Source organism: Pseudoalteromonas sp. MMG033, from assembly GCF_057197785.1.
This window is the reverse complement of the sequence record NZ_CM170070.1, coordinates 630,132-648,590: the sequence shown is the minus strand read 5'-3', so window position 1 is coordinate 648,590 and position 18,459 is coordinate 630,132. Positions and strand designations below refer to the sequence as shown.

The following is an 18,459-nucleotide window of genomic DNA, read 5'->3' as shown; positions in this document are numbered from 1 at the left end:
TAGCTAAGAGGGGCTAAGTGTGATTGCATCTTATTTGCCCCTGCAATCACACTTAGGGTTTACGCAGTCTAAGTGACGGCTTAGGCTGCGTTTAATTGCATTAAGTTAGGCTAGTAACCCTTGCTCTTTCTGCTTTTTCAGCTGGTGCTGCTGGCTGAGCTTGTGCTTTTTGACGTTCATCAAAGTAGTTTTTAGCAGCAATGATAAGGCCCAACCCCAAGAAAGCGCCAGGAGGTAAAATAGCCACTAGGAATTGGCTATCAAAGCTCAGTACTTCAATTCGCAATGCCGTGGCCCAGTCTCCAAGTAATAGCTCTGCGCCATCAAATAAGGTACCTTGGCCAATAAGTTCACGCATTGCGCCTAAGATAACCAACACGGCAGCAAAACCCAGACCCATCATCACGCCATCCCATGCAGACAGTATAGGGGTGTTTTTTGAAGCATAAGCTTCTGCGCGACCAATAATGGCGCAGTTGGTTACAATCAAGGGAATGAAAATCCCCAGAGATTGATAGAGTCCAAATGTATATGCATTCATCAACAACTGAATGATGGTGACAAACGCAGCAATGATCATCACAAATACTGGGATACGAATATCTTTGGGTACCCAATTTCTGACGATAGAAACGGTGACGTTAGAGCCAACCAATACAAGCAAGGTTGCGATCCCAAGGCCTAAGGCATTGGTAACAGTGCTGGTGACAGCAAGCAGGGGACATAAGCCAAGCAGCTGTACCAAGGCGGCATTGTTTTTCCAAAGTCCCTCATGGGCTAGTGTTTTGTACTCGCTCATAGCAGCTCCTCTTGGCAAACATTGCTTTGTGCAAATAGGTTATCAAAGTTTTGATGGGCAAACCAAGTAGCCGTATTCACAGAGTGGACAACCGCTCTAGGTGTGATGGTTGCCCCAGTAAATTGGTCGAATACACCGCCTTCTTTTTTAACATTAAAGGCTTGGTCTTCTGCTGATTGTACTGTTATACCTGCAAAAGAGTGCACCCAGTCTGACTTTTTAACTTCGACTTTATCACCCAAGCCAGGGGTTTCTTTATGCTGAGTAATACGCACGCCAGCAATTTCAGCGTTGGCGTATACGGCAGTTAACATATCGATATTACCACTATAACCTTCAGGAGTAATATGCTGCACCAATAAAGCGACAGGTTGACCATTTTGCTTAGCACGATAGATTCGATGTGGTCCATTAGGACCAAGCTCTGGTGCATCACTTTCGATGCAATCTAAATACAGTTCATTATTGTATTTGTCAGCGGGCAGTACCTGTGTCAAAGTACGCATCAGATGTTTCTTTTCTTGCGCTTCGATACGAGGTGCTGTGAGCTGCTGCACAAGCGCAACACTGCCTGTTGTGGCAAGGGCAAAGGCGGTGAGGATCGCGCCATTTTTTTTCATTGATGCGAGGATCATTTCTTTGCTCCATGTCCATAAGTACGTGGCTGGGTGTAATGGTCTATCAAAGGTACTGCCATATTCAGTAGCAGTACCGAAAATGCCACGGCATCTGGGTATCCGCCAAATTGTCTGATCAGATAGACTAGCAGGCCAATAAGGGCACCATAGATAAGTCTGCCTTTATTTGTGGTCGATGCTGAGACAGGATCCGTTGCAATGAAAAACGCCCCGATCATGGTTGCACCGCTCAATAAATGGAATGCAATGCCAGCTTGTCCACCTAAAAGATAACCAAATAAGCTGCAAACAGCTAAAGAGGCGATCATGGCGACTGGAATATGCCAGTTTATGACCTTTGCTTTAAGTAAATAAAGTCCACCTAGGAGGTAAGATAAATTTACCCATTGCCAGCCCTCACCAGCAAATCGAGTAAATGCGCTATTATCCATAGCTTCTTGCACCGTAAGGCTTTGTCCCATGGCTGTTTTGACGTGATCCAATGGCGTCGCGCCAGTCGCGCCATCAATGACTTGTCTTGCTTGCTCTAGTGATAAGCCTGAATAAGTTGCTTCTGTAAATATTAATGTGATTTGATCAAATTGTGTGATGGGCGTATTCAATAGTGATTGAACTGGTAACCATGCAGTCATTTGCACAGGAAATGAAATGAGTAGCAGGACGTATGCTGCCATAGCAGGATTGAACAGGTTAAAACCAAGCCCACCATAAAGCTGTTTTACAATCACAATCGCAAAACATGCACCAATCACGACCACCCACCAAGGTGCTAAAGGTGGTACACTGACGGCGATTAAAACGCCTGTGAGCCATGCGCTTCCATCACTGAGTGTTGGCCAAATTGGACGACCTCGCAGTTTCAGCATGGCAGCTTCTGCAAGACTCACAGTCGTGAGTGCCAGTGCCAGTTGAATAAATACGCCGATACCAAAAAAATAGCTTTGCACCAAGATCCCAGGTATACAAGCTAACATCACGCAAATCATGAGTTTGTTAACCGATTTAAGGCTGTGGTTATGGGGCGATGAAGCCATGGTTAATTTCATGACAGATCATTTCCTTCTTGTTCTTGGGCTTTCTTTTTAGCTTTGGCACGCTCAACGGCGGCACGTATGGCGGCTTTGCGCTTATCTTCTGGGCTGAGAGCTTTAGTCTGTGTGTCAGAACTTGATGATGTATCACTCTCAGATTCGTCATTAACGACTGGCTCTTCCACTTGCTCAGCTTCTTTGGCTGCTTTTTTCGCTTTAGCACGGGCTATGGCGGCAGCGACAGCAGCTTTACGCGGATCTTCAGGCTCGTCATCAACGACTGGCTCTTCCGCTTGCTCAGCTTCTTTAGCTGCTTTTTTCGCTTTAGCACGCGCTATGGCGGCAGCAACAGCAGCTTTACGCGGATCTTCTGGCTCGTCATCAACGACTGGCTCTTCCACTTGCTCAGCTTCTTTGGCTGCTTTTTTCGCTTTAGCACGGGCGATGGCGGCAGCAACAGCAGCTTTACGCGGATCTTCCGGTTCGTCATCAACGACTGGCTCTTCCACTTGCTCAGCTTCTTTGGCGGCTTTTTTCGCTTTAGCACGCGCTATGGCGGCAGCAACAGCAGCTTTGCGCGGATCTTCAGGCTCGTCATCAACGACTGGCTCTTCCACTTGCTCAGTTTCTTTGGCGGCTTTTTTCGCTTTAGCACGCGCTATGGCGGCAGCAACAGCAGCTTTGCGCGGATCTTCAGGCTCGTCATCAACGACTGGCTCTTCCACTTGCTCAGTTTCTTTGGCGGCTTTTTTCGCTTTAGCACGCGCTATGGCGGCAGCAACAGCAGCTTTACGCGGATCTGCGGAATCATCTTCAACGACAGCGTCTGGTGCTGGTTCATCACCCTTAGCCGCTTTTTTCGCTTTAGCACGGGCGATGGCGGCAGCGACAGCAGCTTTACGCGGATCTGCGGAATCATCTTCAACGACGGTGTCTGGTGCTGGTTCATCACCCTTAGCCGCTTTTTTCGCTTTAGCACGCGCAATGGCGGCAGCGACAGCAGCTTTACGAGGATCATCTTCTGATCCTTGTTTTGGCTCGTCACCCGATTTTTTCGCTTTGGCGCGTGCAATGGCAGCGGCCACGGCTGCTTTGCGTGGATCTTGCTCTTGCGATTCTACGCTGTCAGCTGCTTGGACTGCTTTTTTCGCCTTGGCACGTGCAATGGCCGCAGCAACTGCATCTTTTGGTGCGCTGCTTGTATTTGAGCCGGCTTTTTCTTCTTTGTACTTCCTAGCTTGCTCTTTTCTTTTTGCTCGCTCTAACGCTACTGCGCTGTTATCGGGCTCAAGCGCCGAGGTATCGCCCTCAGCTTTTTTCGCTTTAGCACGCTCAATGGCGGCCTGTACCGCTGATTGTTCAGGGCGTTTTTGCTTAACTCGTTCAAGTGCCTCAGACACTTTCGCTTTATCTTTGGCTGGCGCACTACGAGCGGGGCGCTTATGTCGGTTTTGTCTTTCTTCTTGTTCTCTTTCAAGGCGAGCTTTACGTGCTTCAAAGCGCTCTTTAGCACGTTCAGCTTTTACTTTTTCAAGCTTTTGTTCGCGGATCTCCGCTTTAGCAACACGATAATATTGCACTAACGGGATTTCACTTGGGCAAACATAAGAACAGGCGCCGCACTCAATACAGTCAAATAAATTGTACTCTTCGAGCTTGTCGTATTCTTGGCCTTTCGCAAACCATTGTAGCTGTTGCGGCAGTAAGGTTTGTGGACAGGCATCAGCGCAGGCACTGCAACGAATACAAGCTTGTTCTTGCCCAGCAACTGCCAGCTCTTGATTATCAGGCGCTAAAATGCAGTTTGTTGTTTTGACGACTGGGATCCTCACTGTGGGCAGCGTGAAGCCCATCATAGGACCGCCCATGATCACACGCTGATCTTCAACAGGAGTAAACCCTTGGCTATAAACGAGGTGCTTGACTTCAGTGCCGAGTAAAGCCCATACGTTTTGTGGCTTGTGTATTGTGTTACCGGTTACGGTGACAACTCGCTCTATCAGAGGCTTGCCTTCATAAACGGCTTCGCTGACAGCAAACAGTGTACCTACGTTTTGCACTAAGACACCAACATCCGCTGGGATCCCGCCGCTGGGTACTTCTTTTGAGGTCAGCACTTTGATCAGTTGTTTTTCACCACCTGAAGGATATTTAGTGGGGATTGAGCGAACTAATATCTTGCTATTGTGCTTCGCGGCTTGTTGCATCGCAGCCAACGCTTCTGGTTTGTTATCTTCTATGCCAACCAGCGCGTATTGCGGTGATAAAATAGACATCATCACTTCCATACCGCGGATAATGTCTTGGGCACGCTCTCTCATGAGCATGTCGTCAGCTGTGATATAAGGTTCACATTCAACACCATTGACGACTAAATACTCGATGGTTTTTGCACTATCCGCTTTGACATAGGTCGGGAATCCTGCACCACCCATACCTGCAATACCGGCATGATGAATAATGTCAATGAGTGCTTTGTTATCTAAGTCATCAAGGGATGAGCGAGTCTCTAATTCGCACCACGCATCATCGCCATCTGGTGTTAAGACGATGCTTAATTCTGGCATCGCAGATGGATGCGCTGAAGGCATTGGCTTGATATCGGTGATAGTGCCTGAAGTCGGCGCATGAATTGGCAGAGACCAGTTTGTACCAGGTTGCGTTAATACTTGTCCTTTTAAAACATGATCGCCTTTATTCACAAGGAGCTGACCATTTGCGCCAATGTGCTGTTTTAAAGGTAAGACTAAATATTCTGGTAGAGGAAGTGAGCCAATAGCAGCCTGATTTGACAAAGATTTTTGCTCTGGTGGGTGAATGCCACCAGGAAATTGCCACAGTTTGCCGCTTTCAATTTGTTCAAGTAATGTTTCCACTTAAACCTCTCAATCTAATTGTTTCACTGGAATAGCATCAATTTGCCACTTCCAAGATTGTTTTGTTTCAGCGACTGGGATCATATCTATACAGTCAACAGGGCAGGGTTCTACACACAGGTCACATCCAGTACATTCATCTGCAATGACTGTGTGCATTTGACGTGTCGCGCCGACAATGGCATCAACAGGGCAGGCCTGAATACATTTAGTGCAACCAATACATTCATCCTCTCGGATATAGGCCACTTTTTTGATGGGTTCAGCTTCTTCACCACCGGCAAGGGGCTTGGCTTCAACACCCATCAGATCTGCAAGCTTTTTAACCGTGGCTTCGCCGCCAGGGGGACACTTATTTACTTCATCGCCATTGGCGATGGCTTCAGCATAGGGACGACAACCTGGGTAGCCACATTGACCACATTGCGTTTGTGGAAGAATAGCATCCACTTGATCAACAATAGGATTACTTTCAACACGATATTTAATGGCTGCGTAGCCTAAGATCAAACCGAATACGAGTGCGAGGGCACCAATCGCTATCAGAGCATACAGTAATGTCATTTTACAACTTCACCAATCCAGAGAAACCCATAAATGCAAGCGACATTAGGCCTGCGGTGATCATGGCAATAGAAGCGCCTTTAAATGGGGTAGGGACGTCGGCTACCGCTAAGCGCTCTCGAAGCGCAGCAAATAATACTAACACCATAGAAAAGCCCACTGCTGCACCAAAACCATATACGGCTGAGCTGATGAAAGTGTGCTCTTTGGTGATATTTAATAATGCGACACCGAGTACAGCACAGTTAGTGGTGATCAATGGCAAGAAAATACCGAGTAGACGATATAAAGTCGGGCTGGTTTTTCTCACCACCATCTCGGTAAACTGCACAACAACAGCAATAACGAGGATAAAGCTCATTGTGCGCAGGAAAGTCAGCTCTAATGGCAGTAGAATATACTGATTAACCAAATAACTGGTGACAGAAGCGAGTGTTAAAACAAAGGTGGTGGCCAGTGACATTCCGATAGCAGTTTCAAGCTTGCTTGAAACTCCCATAAACGGACAAAGTCCGAGGAATTGCACCAACACAAAGTTGTTTACCAGCACTGTGCCGATAAGCAACAACATATACTCTGTCATTCATGCCCCTTAACTATCTATCTTCGTTTCGCAACGTGTCATAAGACTGGAAATTCTAACAATTTTCCACGCTGAGATCACAACATTTAGCAGACTTTATTTGCATTTAAATCAAAAATTGGTAGGGAATGTTGACAATTATAGGAGGGATATAAAACCCCTCCAAATTACAGGGATTTAGACTTCTTTTGGCTTTTCTATGTAGTAGCCTTGTACACCATCCAAACAAAGCGTTTCGACGATGTGCTTTTCTTCTTGGCTTTCAACACCTTCAGCAAATACACTGACACCGATACGGTGTGCTAAATCAACCATCAAGCGCATAAAGTACTGGTTGTTTTTATCTTCTTCTAAGCCTCGAGTGTAACTTGCATCCATTTTTATGAAGTCGGGTTTTAGGTCTCTAAAAAACTTAAATGAGGTTAAACCCACACCAAAGCGTTCCACGGTAATACGAGCGCCAACACGGTGCACCATATCAATAAATCGTTTACTGGCTTTAATATTTTGCTGCAAGCCGAACTCACTGACTTCGAATATTAGCTTAGAAGCAAGGTTGCCGTCTTTTAATAAGCGTCTTTCAAGCCAAATGACAAATTGGTCGCTATGCGCGCTGGATGCCGTGACATTTATACCAAAAAACTTCTCATTGAAGTTTCTGGTTTTAATTAGCTCCAGAGAACTGTCAATAATAAGCTGGTCAATTTCTATCGCCATCTCAAGCTTTTCGGCCATTGCCAAGAATGAAGCCGTTGGCAGCATTTGGTTATCTTCAGTTTTAAAGCGAGATTGGATCTCAGCATATGCTTTGACATTTTTACCAATGGGCATGATGTTTTGCATCATCAAGTTCACGCGGCGGCTGTCGATAACTTCTCGAATAACGCGGCGCCAGTTTTGGTTACCAAACCCAGCACCAACATTATTGACGATGTCACTTTCTCGCTGTAAATGCCAAGCATTGGCTTGCTTGCTTTGTGCCATACTCATTGCATTATCAACGACGGATAATAGCTCACCTAATGGCTTGCCTGACTCGTAAGAGACAATACCGGCATTCGCAACGGATGAGAGTTCTTGGTTTTGCTGATATTGGGTAAACCTGGCTTGTAGCGTTTCACCAAATTGCTCCGCTTCTTTTGAAGGGACATTGGGTAAAATGACAGCAAAGTCTGAACTGTTTAACCTAAATACTTGGCTTCCTGTGTAGGTACCACTGACATGTTTGACGATATCAGAGACGGCACGAATGTATTCATCGCCCTTCTGATAGCCACGCGTTTGGTTGATCATTTGCAATTCACTACATCTGATCATAGCAAGCGTGCCGAAACTTTTATTATTCGCTTGCTCAATTTGATGTTCGTAATATTCTACAAACATATTGCGATTTCCCAGCCCGGTTACCACATCTTTATATGCTTCTTGTTTTATTGAGTGAGCAGCTGATTTAATATCTTCCTGTTTGCTCTTTAAAAAGTGCGCCAAGCGGTTAAATGAAGGTGCAAGTTCAGCGCCTAATTCAGTGACTTTGCCTGTATTAAAGTCTTCTTCAATGCTTTCAGTTACTTGGTTTTGCGTGATGTATACGTCAACGGCATTAGCAACCGTCATGCTGACATTGCGGTTTAACTTCTTATATATGGTTTGCATATAAAAAATTGGAATAAATGCAACTAGACCGGAGATGATGAGCATCAATAGGAGTGACTGCTGTAATAAAGATGCTTGGCTTTGTGCATTAATTACAAATTCTATTTTTATGTCTTTGGTCTTATTAACTGCAAATTGTGGACGGATAGAGTTAAAACTACTCGCAATAATATCCGCTAAAAAGGGCAGTTGAGTGGGGGTACCTAATTGCAATATGGCTTGGCCAGAAAAATCTCTCACTATAAAAGTAGAAAATACGTTGCCGTTGCTGAGTGACAAGCGTATATGATCCGGGTTCATATCCTTGACGGTTTTTTCTTGAATGTAGTTACTGACCATTTGTTGTGCACTCACTTGTGCACGACTCACGGCGCTATCGAAGCTTGAAGCAACAAAAAAGATGCCAGCCGCTGAAAAAAGTAACCAAGATACGAATTGTAAAAAAATGAGTTTTTTAAAGCCTGCCATTATTTATCTTCTGCCTGAAAATGGAAGAAATACCTTTTAGCATTAGTACATGAATATAATGCTGCCAATCACAAATATGGAATACTAGGAATTACTAATACAGAAAATTGTTTGATTCATTTTCAAATATGATAAGTAGTCCTAATTATATAGCAAAAATTCACCATCGAAGGTGCTTGTAGAGTAGAGCATAGAAGGGAAAAAGTCTAATATATTCTGAGAATTGGCTCCCCCTCCCCGACTCGAACGGGGGACCTGCGGATTAACAGTCCGTCGCTCTAACCAACTGAGCTAAGGGGGAACAATAAATATATTCAAGAGTAGTTGGCTCCCCCTCCCCGACTCGAACGGGGGACCTGCGGATTAACAGTCCGTCGCTCTAACCAACTGAGCTAAGGGGGAACTACACTTTATAACGATTTGGCTCCCCCTCCCCGACTCGAACGGGGGACCTGCGGATTAACAGTCCGTCGCTCTAACCAACTGAGCTAAGGGGGAATCGTTATATGTTTAGAAACTTGGCTCCCCCTCCCCGACTCGAACGGGGGACCTGCGGATTAACAGTCCGTCGCTCTAACCAACTGAGCTAAGGGGGAAGCATGTCTCTCAACGGGGCGAAATATTAATGACGACGCGGCGAAGTGTCAACAATAAAAATCACAGTTATGCAAAAAAACTGTCTTTTCGCTGGATTAATCAACAATTAAGCTTTTTTTTAATCATTCAATTCGACAAAAAACCGAAATATACAAGTTACACACGCTTAGATTCGGCTTTTGAAAAGGATCTTTATCACATAAAGAAGACGTTTTTCGTTAACTGGTGGTGTGATTGTGTATTCTATAATGATAGGTATTCGGTGTTTTTTATCGCTTATGGCTCAAAAATGTTCGAAAGGTCTGTTTTTTGCACTTTTTCTGAGATCGCAATTTGTGGCTGTCGAGATCTTTTGGCGGATCTTAACACTAGGTTAGTTTGCAGTTCTTTTACAGTCGATTTGGTAAATATTTTACTCAAATATTAAGGTAGAACTGCATATGTTAGTTGTGTATGTTATTTTAGTAATTAATAAACAATGACTTATCTTTTTATTGGGTGGTTTTTTAAAAGTTGCATATTTATTAAATTAGGCTAAAAAGCAGATAAAAGACACATTTCAAGTGCCAGATCATCTAGTGCAATTGGAATGATCATATAGAGAAAATAAATGGCGCGAGAAGATCCCCGTCTAGGCCTTTATTTTTAAAGGCTCTACAAACTTATCCACGGAATCTGTGGATAACATTGTTTATTAATCTTTAAGAACTCTATGAAAGCTAAGTAAACCGTGGCATTAGCGCGAAGCAATAGTTTTTTAATCTTTTTTAAAGTTTATATATATCAACAGCATAGGTGTTTTGGTGAGTTTTGTATGCAGATGTGAGTATTTTGACAGATTTATTTCAACATTGTTTGGCATATGTGCAAAAAGTGAGCCGAAGAATCATAATATTTGAAATAAAATTGACATTTTTTGTGCAGAGCGGAAATTATCAAAGAATAAGGTAAAAAAAGCTACTTTTATAATAGAAAACCATAACGCACTTCTATCGTATTACTGACAATAATAGCGTGGCATCATCTAGAATGATGATTTAGAATGATGGGCTGTTAAAAGAGGTATCATATTTTATGTCCGCAGTACGTCAATCTAGTTCTAATAGTGATATTTTGAATGGATCAATTCCAGCGACTTTGAAGCGCATGACTGTGCCAATGATATTTGGCATGATAATGTTAATGAGCTTTAATTTAGTTGATACATTTTTTATCAGTTTATTGGGGACCGAGCCACTCGCTGCGGTCAGTTTCACTTTTCCCGTCACCTTCACCATCATTAGTTTAGCGATAGGCTTGGGCATTGGCACATCAGCGGTGATCGCAAAAGCGTTAGGCAGTAAAGAAATAGAAGAAGCCAAGTTCGATGCTTTTATATCCTTGATACTGGCCGCGGTTTTGGTCGCGCTACTTGCCGCATTGGGCTATGTATTCATGGAGCCCATATTTATGTTACTTGGCGCTGATGACACAACGCTTCCTTATATACATGATTATATGAATGTATGGTTTTTAGGGGCGGTATTCTTAATTACGCCAATGATAGGCAACTCGGTGTTGCGTGCTTCTGGAGATACAAAAACGCCGAGTATGATTATGGGATTAGGTGGCTTAATTAATGCTGTTCTAGATCCTATCCTGATTTTTGGCTGGGGGCCGGTGCCAGAGCTGGGTGTGCAAGGTGCCGCCATCGCTTCAGTGATTGCTTGGGCAGTTGGTGTTGTGGTTATTATATATTTATTGGCAATAAAGAAGCGCCTTTTAAGCTGTTCAAGCACTAAGCAGAGTAGTTGGGAAGCGGTGTCTAAAATTATGAAGATTGGCTTGCCTGCAGCAGGCGCGAATATGCTTACCCCTATTGCCATGGCAGTGATGACTGCGATTGTCGCAACCTATGGTGCGCAGGCTGTGGCTGCGTTCGGGGTTGGAAGTCGAATTGAGTCAATTGCATGTTTGGTTATTTTAGCGCTCTCAATGACGTTACCGCCTTTTGTCAGCCAAAATTATGGCGCAGGCAATTTCTCGCGGGTTAAAGAAGCCTATACTAAAACGTTGAAGTTTGTGCTTATGTGGCAGTTTGGTATTTATCTATTACTCATTCTAACAGCACAGTGGGTGAGTCAAGCATTTGGCAATGAGCCTGAGGTTATTGCGATCATCAAGCTGTTTATTTATACGCTACCGCTGAGTTATGGCTTACAAGGCATTATCATTTTAACCAATTCTTCGTTTAATGCGCTGCATAAACCAATGAATGCGTTGATCTTAAGTATCGTACGTTTATTTGTTTTTTATATTCCCTGTGCTTATATAGGGTCTCATATTGCAGGCCTTACCGGTTTATTTGTAGGGGCTGCGATAGGTAACCTATTTACCGCTATTTCAGCGTATATCTGGTTTAGTAAAACTCTTAATGGCATGCAACAAGAAGGTATTGAGGTGCACTCTTAATGAATGAGTCTTTTGATTTAGTATCTGAATTTTCTCCAAATGGTGACCAACCAACAGCCATTGCTCAGCTTTGTGATGGGCTGGAAGCGGGTCTTGCCCATCAAACTTTACTTGGCGCGACGGGCACAGGTAAAACCTTTACGATGGCGAATATTATTCATCAGCTGAATCGCCCGACTATTATTATGGCTCACAATAAGACACTTGCGGCGCAATTATATGGTGAAATGAAAGAGTTCTTTCCTCATAACGCTGTTGAGTATTTTGTTTCTTACTATGATTATTATCAGCCTGAAGCGTATGTCGTCGCCAGTGATACATTTATTGAAAAAGATGCTTCAATTAATGACCATATCGAACAAATGCGTCTATCTGCTACCAAAGCGCTATTAGAAAGAAGAGACACGATCATTGTTGCATCTGTGTCAGCGATATATGGTTTGGGCGATCCTGATTCGTATATGAAGATGATGCTGTTATTAAAGGTGGGTGAGACGATGGAGCAAAGAGCCATGCTCAGACGCCTTGCCGAGTTGCAGTACACTCGCAACGATATGGATTTTTCACGTGGTACTTATCGGGTGCGCGGTGAAGTCATTGATGTATTCCCCGCTGAATCTGAGACTCAAGCTGTTCGCGTGGAGCTGTTTGATGATGAAATTGAGCGGATTAGTTTGTTTGACCCTTTAACTGGTGCAGTTGACAAGCACTTGGTGAGAGCGACCATCTACCCTAAGACGCACTATGTTACGCCCAGAGAAAAAATATTGGATGCCATTGAGAAGATCAAAGTGGAGCTTAAAGAGCGCCGCGCATATTTGATGGACACAAATAAACTAGTTGAAGAGCAACGTGTTGCGCAGCGCACCCAATATGATATTGAAATGATGCAAGAACTTGGTTTTTGCTCAGGGATTGAGAATTATAGCCGATACCTGTCAGGCCGTGCACCTGGCGAGCCGCCTCCAACATTGCTAGATTATTTGCCTGATGACGCCTTGATGATCATTGATGAATCTCATGTGACGGTCTCTCAAATAGGCGCTATGTATAAAGGTGATAGAAGCCGAAAGGAAAATTTAGTTGAGTATGGCTTTAGATTGCCTTCAGCAATGGATAACCGTCCATTAAAGTTTGAAGAGTTTGAGTCTATCGCACCGCAAACTATTTATGTTTCAGCAACACCTGGTGACTACGAACTCGAACGTTCAAGTGGAGAAGTTGCAGAACAGGTGATCCGACCAACAGGCTTATTAGACCCTATTTTGGAAGTGCGCCCTGTAACCACACAGGTAGATGATTTACTCTCAGAAATCTACCAAAGAGTTGCTCTTAAAGAGCGTGTACTGGTTACAACATTGACTAAACGCATGGCGGAAGATCTCACCGATTATTTAAATGATCATGATGTGAAAGTGCGTTATTTACACTCAGATATCGATACGGTAGAGCGGATGGAGATCATTCGAGATCTGAGAAAAGGGGTTTTTGACGTGCTGGTCGGGATCAACTTATTAAGAGAAGGCCTCGATATGCCGGAGGTTTCTCTGGTAGCAATACTAGATGCGGATAAAGAAGGGTTCTTGCGCTCTACGCGTTCATTGATCCAGACTATTGGCCGTGCCGCACGTCATCTTAATGGTAAAGCCATACTGTATGGGGATAAAGTGACGCGCTCGATGCGTGCTGCCATTGATGAAACAGAGCGCCGACGTGAAAAGCAGCAAGCTTATAATGAGAAGCATGGCATTACTCCGCAAGCGCTAAACAAAAAAATCACCGATGTCATGGATTTAGGTGAAGAAGTCGCAGGCTCTGATGCGACAACGGATACAAGCCAAGATAGCAAAGCTGCAACTGTCTCTGTTACTGGTAAGACAACGGCGCAATTGACTGAGCAAATTGCCCAGCTTGAGAATCAGATGATGACACATGCTCGTGAACTAGAGTTTGAGAAGGCAGCAAAGGTGCGAGATCAAATTCAACTGTTACAGCAGCAATTATTAAATACTTAGCCGCTATAGGGCAGTTTATAAAGCAGCGTGAGGTTATCTTGTTGCTTTTTCCCCCTTTACTAATAAACATTAGATGCTAAGTTGGCGAAAAACAGTTAAATTATCTAGTGTAAAAGATGAGCTAAGCACAGTATCAATAACGTTTCGATGAGTGTTTAGCGATTTTATTCTTTGAAATGCTATTTGAGAGAGTCGCTCTATACCGTGTTGTTTGCTCGCAAAGTTAACTTACTGCTGATTATTTTATTGTGGATACCGCTTTGTCATGCAAATGAAAAGCTGGTACAAACATCCTTATCACAACTTTCTTTATCTCTAGAACAAAACCCAAAGCAGACCTTAGTAAAAGTTGAAGAGCTAAATCAGTTATTTTTGCACCCACAGCCCAGCTCTCGATTTTGGTTTGAACTTAAGGTAATAGAAGCAAAAGCGAAAACAAGACTCGGTCACTTTGATCAAGCCAAGCAGCATTTATATCAATTAGAGTCGTATTTGCCTGTTATGGGGGTATTTCAGGATGCACCAGCGCAAATAAAGTTATTACAAGCACAGTTAGCTTTGAAGCAAAATGACATTGGTGTGGGTTTACTGCTATTGGAGCAAGCTCGTGATCTGGTGCCAAAAGAGCATGTGGCACTGCGCAGTGATATTTTACACTCTTTAGCTTGGGCCTTGCGTTATCAAGCTAAATACAGTGAAGCTGAGCAAGTGATTAAAGATGCCATTTCTTTAGTCGCGCCAATAGAAGATAAAGCGCGTTTAGCAACATATTATAACCAGCTCGGTGTGATTTATGATTATATGGGAAGCTTACAGTTGGCGCTGCGCTTTCATGAAAGATCGCTCAATATTCAAAGGCAGTTACAAAATCAACAAGGGATTTCTAATTCGCTTTATAACATAGGTGAAATTTATCGAGATTTAGAAAAGTACCCGCAAGCTTTACAGCACTTCAAGCAAGCGTTAGAAGTCGATAAGGCGCTCGGTGATCCAATCCATATTGCCAATAGCCATGGAAAAATGAGTCAAGTACATTTGCAGTTAGGAGAAATCCCAGAAGCATTGTCACATAGTCAAGAAGGCATTGAGCTTGCGCGCGCAAGCGGGGCTAACAGTGATCTGGCATGGCAGTTGAGTATATTGGCTAATATTTATGTTGCTCAAGAGGCATTAACGCAAGCGTTAGTCACAGCCAAAGAAGCATTAACCTTGGCGATAGAAGCAAAGGCAAAGCGTACAGAGCACACTGTTAGAATCGTGATGATTGAGATTTGGCTGGCACAATCTCACTATGAATCGGCTTTGTCAGAGATTGAGTGGGTACTGGATTTACCTGACATTGGTACCTCTTATCGCGCAACTTTATATCGCTATCAGGCGCAAGCTTTAGAAGCTTTGGGTCAGTATAAATATGCGGTGCAAAGCCTTGAGTCTTTTATTGAATCTCGAACTCAGTTGTATCATGACTTGGATAAACAACAGGCATTAACCATGCAGCAAAATGTGGAGTTTATTCGTCAAGAGCAAGCGCTTAAACTCATTCAAAATGAGCAAGCACTTGCGCAGGCTACGTTGGAGAATTTAAAACTGCAACGTGGGATGGGGGCTTCTTTATTATTGTGTTTTATGGCGATAGGCATTTATATCTACAAGCGACAAAAGCAGAAGCAGCAGTTTGTTGAACTAGAAGCAGATATGATGGCACAATCTTTGACCCAGAAGAATCGCTTATTAGCAGATGTATCTCATGAATTGCGTACGCCTTTAGCGGCGCTTAAGCTGACAGTAGAGGCGATGCAGCATAATATTGAGCCTGATCCGGTCAAAGGTTTTGTCAAAATACAGAAGAAGATTAGTCACTTAGATAATTTAATAAAAGATATTTATCAATCTGCGCAGTTTGACAATGATGCCATGGTGTTAGATAAGCAGCCTGTTGATGTCAGTGTTTTATTACAAGAAATCGTCGAAGAATTTCAGCCCATGTATGCCACTAAGCAACAATCGTTGGTTTTTTCAGAAGAAGTGGACAGCACGCTTTTTGAACTGGATGCTGCTCGAATTCGGCAAGTAATATTTAACTTACTGCGAAATAGTCACTTTTATACCAGCGCTGATGGTCAAACTCGTGTGACGTTAACAATGAATAAAAAAGGGCTAACCATTTCTACTGAGGATTCATTTCCCGGTGTTGCTAGTGAAGATTTAGAAAAAATCTTTGAACGTTTATATCGCTGCGAGGGGTCTCGCAGCCGAGATCATGGTGGGTCTGGTTTGGGCTTGGCGATCTGTCAGCAGATCGTCCAAGCACATGGCGGTTCAATTAGTGCTGCGCATAGTGCTTTAGGCGGCGTCGCAATCACACTTCATATACCTCACCAGCCGTAAGATTAAAAGCGGTAGCTGATACCTAAGCCTAAACTTGAGACATCGAGGTCTCCCATATCTAGGTATTGATAGCTCACATTCATTGCCATGCCATTTTGCCAATCATATTGCCAGCCTAGCTCAGCAACAAAGCCAACACCATCCTCTTCTACCAGTGTTGCTTTGCCACGATTGATTTCATAATCGTAGAAATTCGCACCTAATTTACCATATAAAGAGTTTTGTTCTGTCAGCTGATATTGGCCTTTTGCGGCAACAATAAGGTTGCCATAATCAATGTCATTGGCACCGAGTCCAAATAAAGTTTTATTCAGTTGGGTACAGGTAAACTTTCTATTTTGAGTATCAGTACACTCCCAATCATCGGAGTCACTGCCACCATTTAAGCCGACTTCTAATGCCCATGTTGGGTCAAATTGATAGTTGTAGTAAACATATAGCTGACCAACGCCGTCACCGTCTTGGCTTGAGCTTTTATAAGATGCTGAACCACCTGAGAGCTGTGCACCAATTCTGTGTTGTTCATCCGTGATGTTTGCCATTGACGAAAATGACGCGGTTACAGCAAGGACTAGTGAGAGTAGAGATAAAGTTTTCATTACGCATATTCCATTTGGTTAACTTGTGACTCAGTTTAGAGGCAAGCCTTGTGAGAGTCTGTGCCGCCGTTGTCAAAAAGTGTAAGGCTTGGTGAGAATGTGCGTGAGATAACATTTAGTATTTAAATTGGTGCTGAAATTGTTGGCATACTTGTTTAAGTTGAACCTCAGAGATCACGGCATTCGTGCCAGTATGTTTGACTAATGCAATCTCTATATTTGGCAATAAAGGGAGTCTTGGATCATGTACCACAGCTAGATCGTTACGACTGAGGTTTGCCATAGCACTGATTGCGAGGTCGTGTTTGACTAACCCACGCAATGTGCTGGCACTGCCCGAACACGCGATGATATGAAAAGCTCTATTTTGTTTCATTAAGCCCTCTGTGGCAGCTTGGTGAAATCGGCATTCTTTTTGGAATACAGCAAGGGGCAAGCTGGGCTGTTCTAATAAATGAGTGTGCTCTGCACCGATCCAAACCCCTTTGTCCTGACAAAGCAAAAAGCCTTGTTCAGAATCCGCACTACGAGTAATGATGGCAATATCGATAAGCCCCTTATCTAATTGTGACTGCAGATTTGGGCTTGATGCACAGGTGACGTGTAATTCTAAATGTGCGATTTGCTGATGTAACAATTGAATCAAAACAGGTAAGACCGATTCAGCATAATCATCAGGGCAGCCGAGGTGCAGTAGCTTTTTTGGTGTCGCGGAACGCAAATTAGTCAGGGCACTTTGTTGTAACTGGATTATTTTTTTTGCGTATCCAGCGAGCGCGACGCCTTCAGCTGTTAAATGTAAATTACGTCCTTCTTTGATAAATAACGTTTGCCCTACATCTTGCTGGAGCCTTTTCATTTGCATGCTGATTGCCGATTGGGTTTTATGCATTTGTATGGCTGTTCTACTAAAGCTACCTGTTTCTACAAAGGCGAGAAAACTTTTTAATGCGTCTATATCCATCTATCAATAATTTTGATGTGTTGTATTTAAATTATCCGTTAGTTTTAGTGTGAATTACAACTTAGGATGAATGTAATTGCACACATAAATTGAGATTAAGGAGGTATGATGCAGTTATATATAGGTAATAAAAACTATTCTACATGGTCGTTGAGAGCTTGGTTATTACTGGAAAAATTTGGCTTAGATTATGAGGAAATAAAACTGAACTTAGCCACTGAGTCATTTTATCAGGTGTTAGAAGGCGTGAGTCCTACACACAAAGTCCCTGTGTTAGTTGATGACGATGTGGCTGTCTGGGAGTCCCTTGCTATTTTAGAATATATCAATGAATCTTATTTATCTGGCGCAGCACTACCTAAAAGTGCGCCTGACAGGGCGCGGGCACGTGCTTTATGTGCTGAGATGCACAGCAGCTTTAGGGCATTGAAAAATGCCATGCCGATGAATATTAGAGCCAAGCGACATGTCAAAACTAACCCGCAAGTACTTAAAGACATTCAGCGAATAGAGATAATTTTTACCGAGCAAATGCAACGCTATCGACAAAAGGATGACTGGCTATTTGGTGATTGGTCGATGGTGGATGCGATGTTTGCACCTGTATGTTTGCGATTCGATACTTATGGTATTGAATTAAACGCCTGTGCACAAAAGTATGTGGAACAGGTACTTACTTGCCCTGTACTCTCTCGTTGGCGAGACCAAGCGCTGTTAGAGGAAGATGTTGTTCGATGTAATGAAATTGGAGTGGATAGGTAGCCGATTCTAAGACTCCATATTTTTAACCCAGTTTTACGCTAGACTAAGGAAAATTTTAGCGATGGGGAGTG

Annotated in this window: 13 protein-coding genes and 4 tRNA genes; 4 read left to right on the top strand and 13 right to left on the bottom strand. The window is 43.4% G+C overall.

Annotated features, from left to right (window positions below; translation table 11 throughout):
• Positions 1 to 100: 100 nt before the first annotated feature.
• The 11 genes from AC2CZC_RS02995 to AC2CZC_RS02945 form a co-directional block, all read right to left on the bottom strand.
• Entirely contained in the window at positions 101 to 799 is a 699-nt protein-coding gene (locus AC2CZC_RS02995) for an electron transport complex subunit E (RefSeq protein WP_063362248.1), read from the bottom strand.
• Positions 796 to 1,434 (bottom strand): electron transport complex subunit RsxG, encoded by a 639-nt coding sequence (gene rsxG / locus AC2CZC_RS02990; protein WP_484583778.1) that lies wholly within the window; start codon positions 1,432 to 1,434, stop codon positions 796 to 798. The genes AC2CZC_RS02995 and rsxG overlap by 4 nt, the downstream gene beginning before the upstream one ends.
• Positions 1,431 to 2,483, bottom strand: a complete 1,053-nt coding sequence (gene rsxD / locus AC2CZC_RS02985) for an electron transport complex subunit RsxD (protein ID WP_484583777.1) — start codon at positions 2,481 to 2,483, stop codon at positions 1,431 to 1,433. The genes rsxG and rsxD overlap by 4 nt, the downstream gene beginning before the upstream one ends.
• Positions 2,480 to 5,344 carry an electron transport complex subunit RsxC gene (gene rsxC, locus AC2CZC_RS02980; protein ID WP_484583776.1) on the bottom strand — a complete coding sequence of 955 codons (2,865 nt, stop codon included), beginning with the start codon at positions 5,342 to 5,344 and terminating at the stop codon, positions 2,480 to 2,482. Before rsxC ends, rsxD begins: the two co-directional genes overlap by 4 nt.
• A gap of 9 nt (positions 5,345 to 5,353) precedes the next feature.
• Positions 5,354 to 5,908: an electron transport complex subunit RsxB gene (gene rsxB, locus AC2CZC_RS02975; RefSeq protein WP_039608429.1), complete on the bottom strand. Its 555-nt coding sequence runs from the start codon at positions 5,906 to 5,908 to the stop codon at positions 5,354 to 5,356.
• 1 nt (position 5,909) lies between these two features.
• Positions 5,910 to 6,491 carry an electron transport complex subunit RsxA gene (gene rsxA / locus AC2CZC_RS02970; RefSeq protein ID WP_039608430.1) on the bottom strand — a complete coding sequence of 194 codons (582 nt, stop codon included), beginning with the start codon at positions 6,489 to 6,491 and terminating at the stop codon, positions 5,910 to 5,912.
• A 177-nt stretch (positions 6,492 to 6,668) separates the two neighbouring features.
• On the bottom strand, positions 6,669 to 8,612 hold the full coding sequence (locus AC2CZC_RS02965) for an EAL domain-containing protein (RefSeq protein WP_484583775.1): 1,944 nt from the start codon (positions 8,610 to 8,612) through the stop codon (positions 6,669 to 6,671).
• Positions 8,613 to 8,836: 224 nt separating this feature from the next.
• Positions 8,837 to 8,913 (bottom strand) — tRNA-Asn (locus tag AC2CZC_RS02960).
• Positions 8,914 to 8,937: 24 nt separating this feature from the next.
• A tRNA-Asn gene (locus AC2CZC_RS02955) sits at positions 8,938 to 9,014 on the bottom strand.
• A gap of 19 nt (positions 9,015 to 9,033) precedes the next feature.
• Positions 9,034 to 9,110: transfer RNA gene (locus tag AC2CZC_RS02950), tRNA-Asn, on the bottom strand.
• Between the two features lie 21 nt (positions 9,111 to 9,131).
• Positions 9,132 to 9,208: transfer RNA gene (locus AC2CZC_RS02945), tRNA-Asn, on the bottom strand.
• A gap of 1,075 nt (positions 9,209 to 10,283) precedes the next feature.
• On the opposite strand from AC2CZC_RS02945, the gene AC2CZC_RS02940 reads away from it, so the two are divergent.
• From AC2CZC_RS02940 to AC2CZC_RS02930, 3 genes are all read left to right on the top strand, one after another.
• Positions 10,284 to 11,660 (top strand): MATE family efflux transporter, encoded by a 1,377-nt coding sequence (locus AC2CZC_RS02940; RefSeq protein ID WP_484583774.1) that lies wholly within the window; start codon positions 10,284 to 10,286, stop codon positions 11,658 to 11,660.
• Positions 11,660 to 13,675 (top strand): excinuclease ABC subunit UvrB, encoded by a 2,016-nt coding sequence (gene uvrB, locus AC2CZC_RS02935; protein WP_484583773.1) that lies wholly within the window; start codon positions 11,660 to 11,662, stop codon positions 13,673 to 13,675. Before AC2CZC_RS02940 ends, uvrB begins: the two co-directional genes overlap by 1 nt.
• Positions 13,676 to 13,858: 183 nt before the next feature.
• Positions 13,859 to 16,063: an ATP-binding protein gene (locus AC2CZC_RS02930; protein ID WP_484583772.1), complete on the top strand. Its 2,205-nt coding sequence runs from the start codon at positions 13,859 to 13,861 to the stop codon at positions 16,061 to 16,063.
• Between the two features lie 2 nt (positions 16,064 to 16,065).
• On the opposite strand, the gene AC2CZC_RS02925 is transcribed toward AC2CZC_RS02930, so the two are convergent.
• Both AC2CZC_RS02925 and AC2CZC_RS02920 read right to left on the bottom strand, forming a co-directional pair.
• Positions 16,066 to 16,662: a porin family protein gene (locus tag AC2CZC_RS02925; RefSeq protein WP_063362256.1), complete on the bottom strand. Its 597-nt coding sequence runs from the start codon at positions 16,660 to 16,662 to the stop codon at positions 16,066 to 16,068.
• Positions 16,663 to 16,777: 115 nt separating this feature from the next.
• Positions 16,778 to 17,626 carry a LysR family transcriptional regulator gene (locus AC2CZC_RS02920; RefSeq protein ID WP_484583771.1) on the bottom strand — a complete coding sequence of 283 codons (849 nt, stop codon included), beginning with the start codon at positions 17,624 to 17,626 and terminating at the stop codon, positions 16,778 to 16,780.
• Positions 17,627 to 17,731: 105 nt separating this feature from the next.
• Between AC2CZC_RS02920 and AC2CZC_RS02915 the strand changes: the two genes are divergently transcribed.
• On the top strand, positions 17,732 to 18,388 hold the full coding sequence (locus tag AC2CZC_RS02915; RefSeq protein WP_484583770.1) for a glutathione S-transferase family protein: 657 nt from the start codon (positions 17,732 to 17,734) through the stop codon (positions 18,386 to 18,388).
• Positions 18,389 to 18,459: the final 71 nt, after the last annotated feature.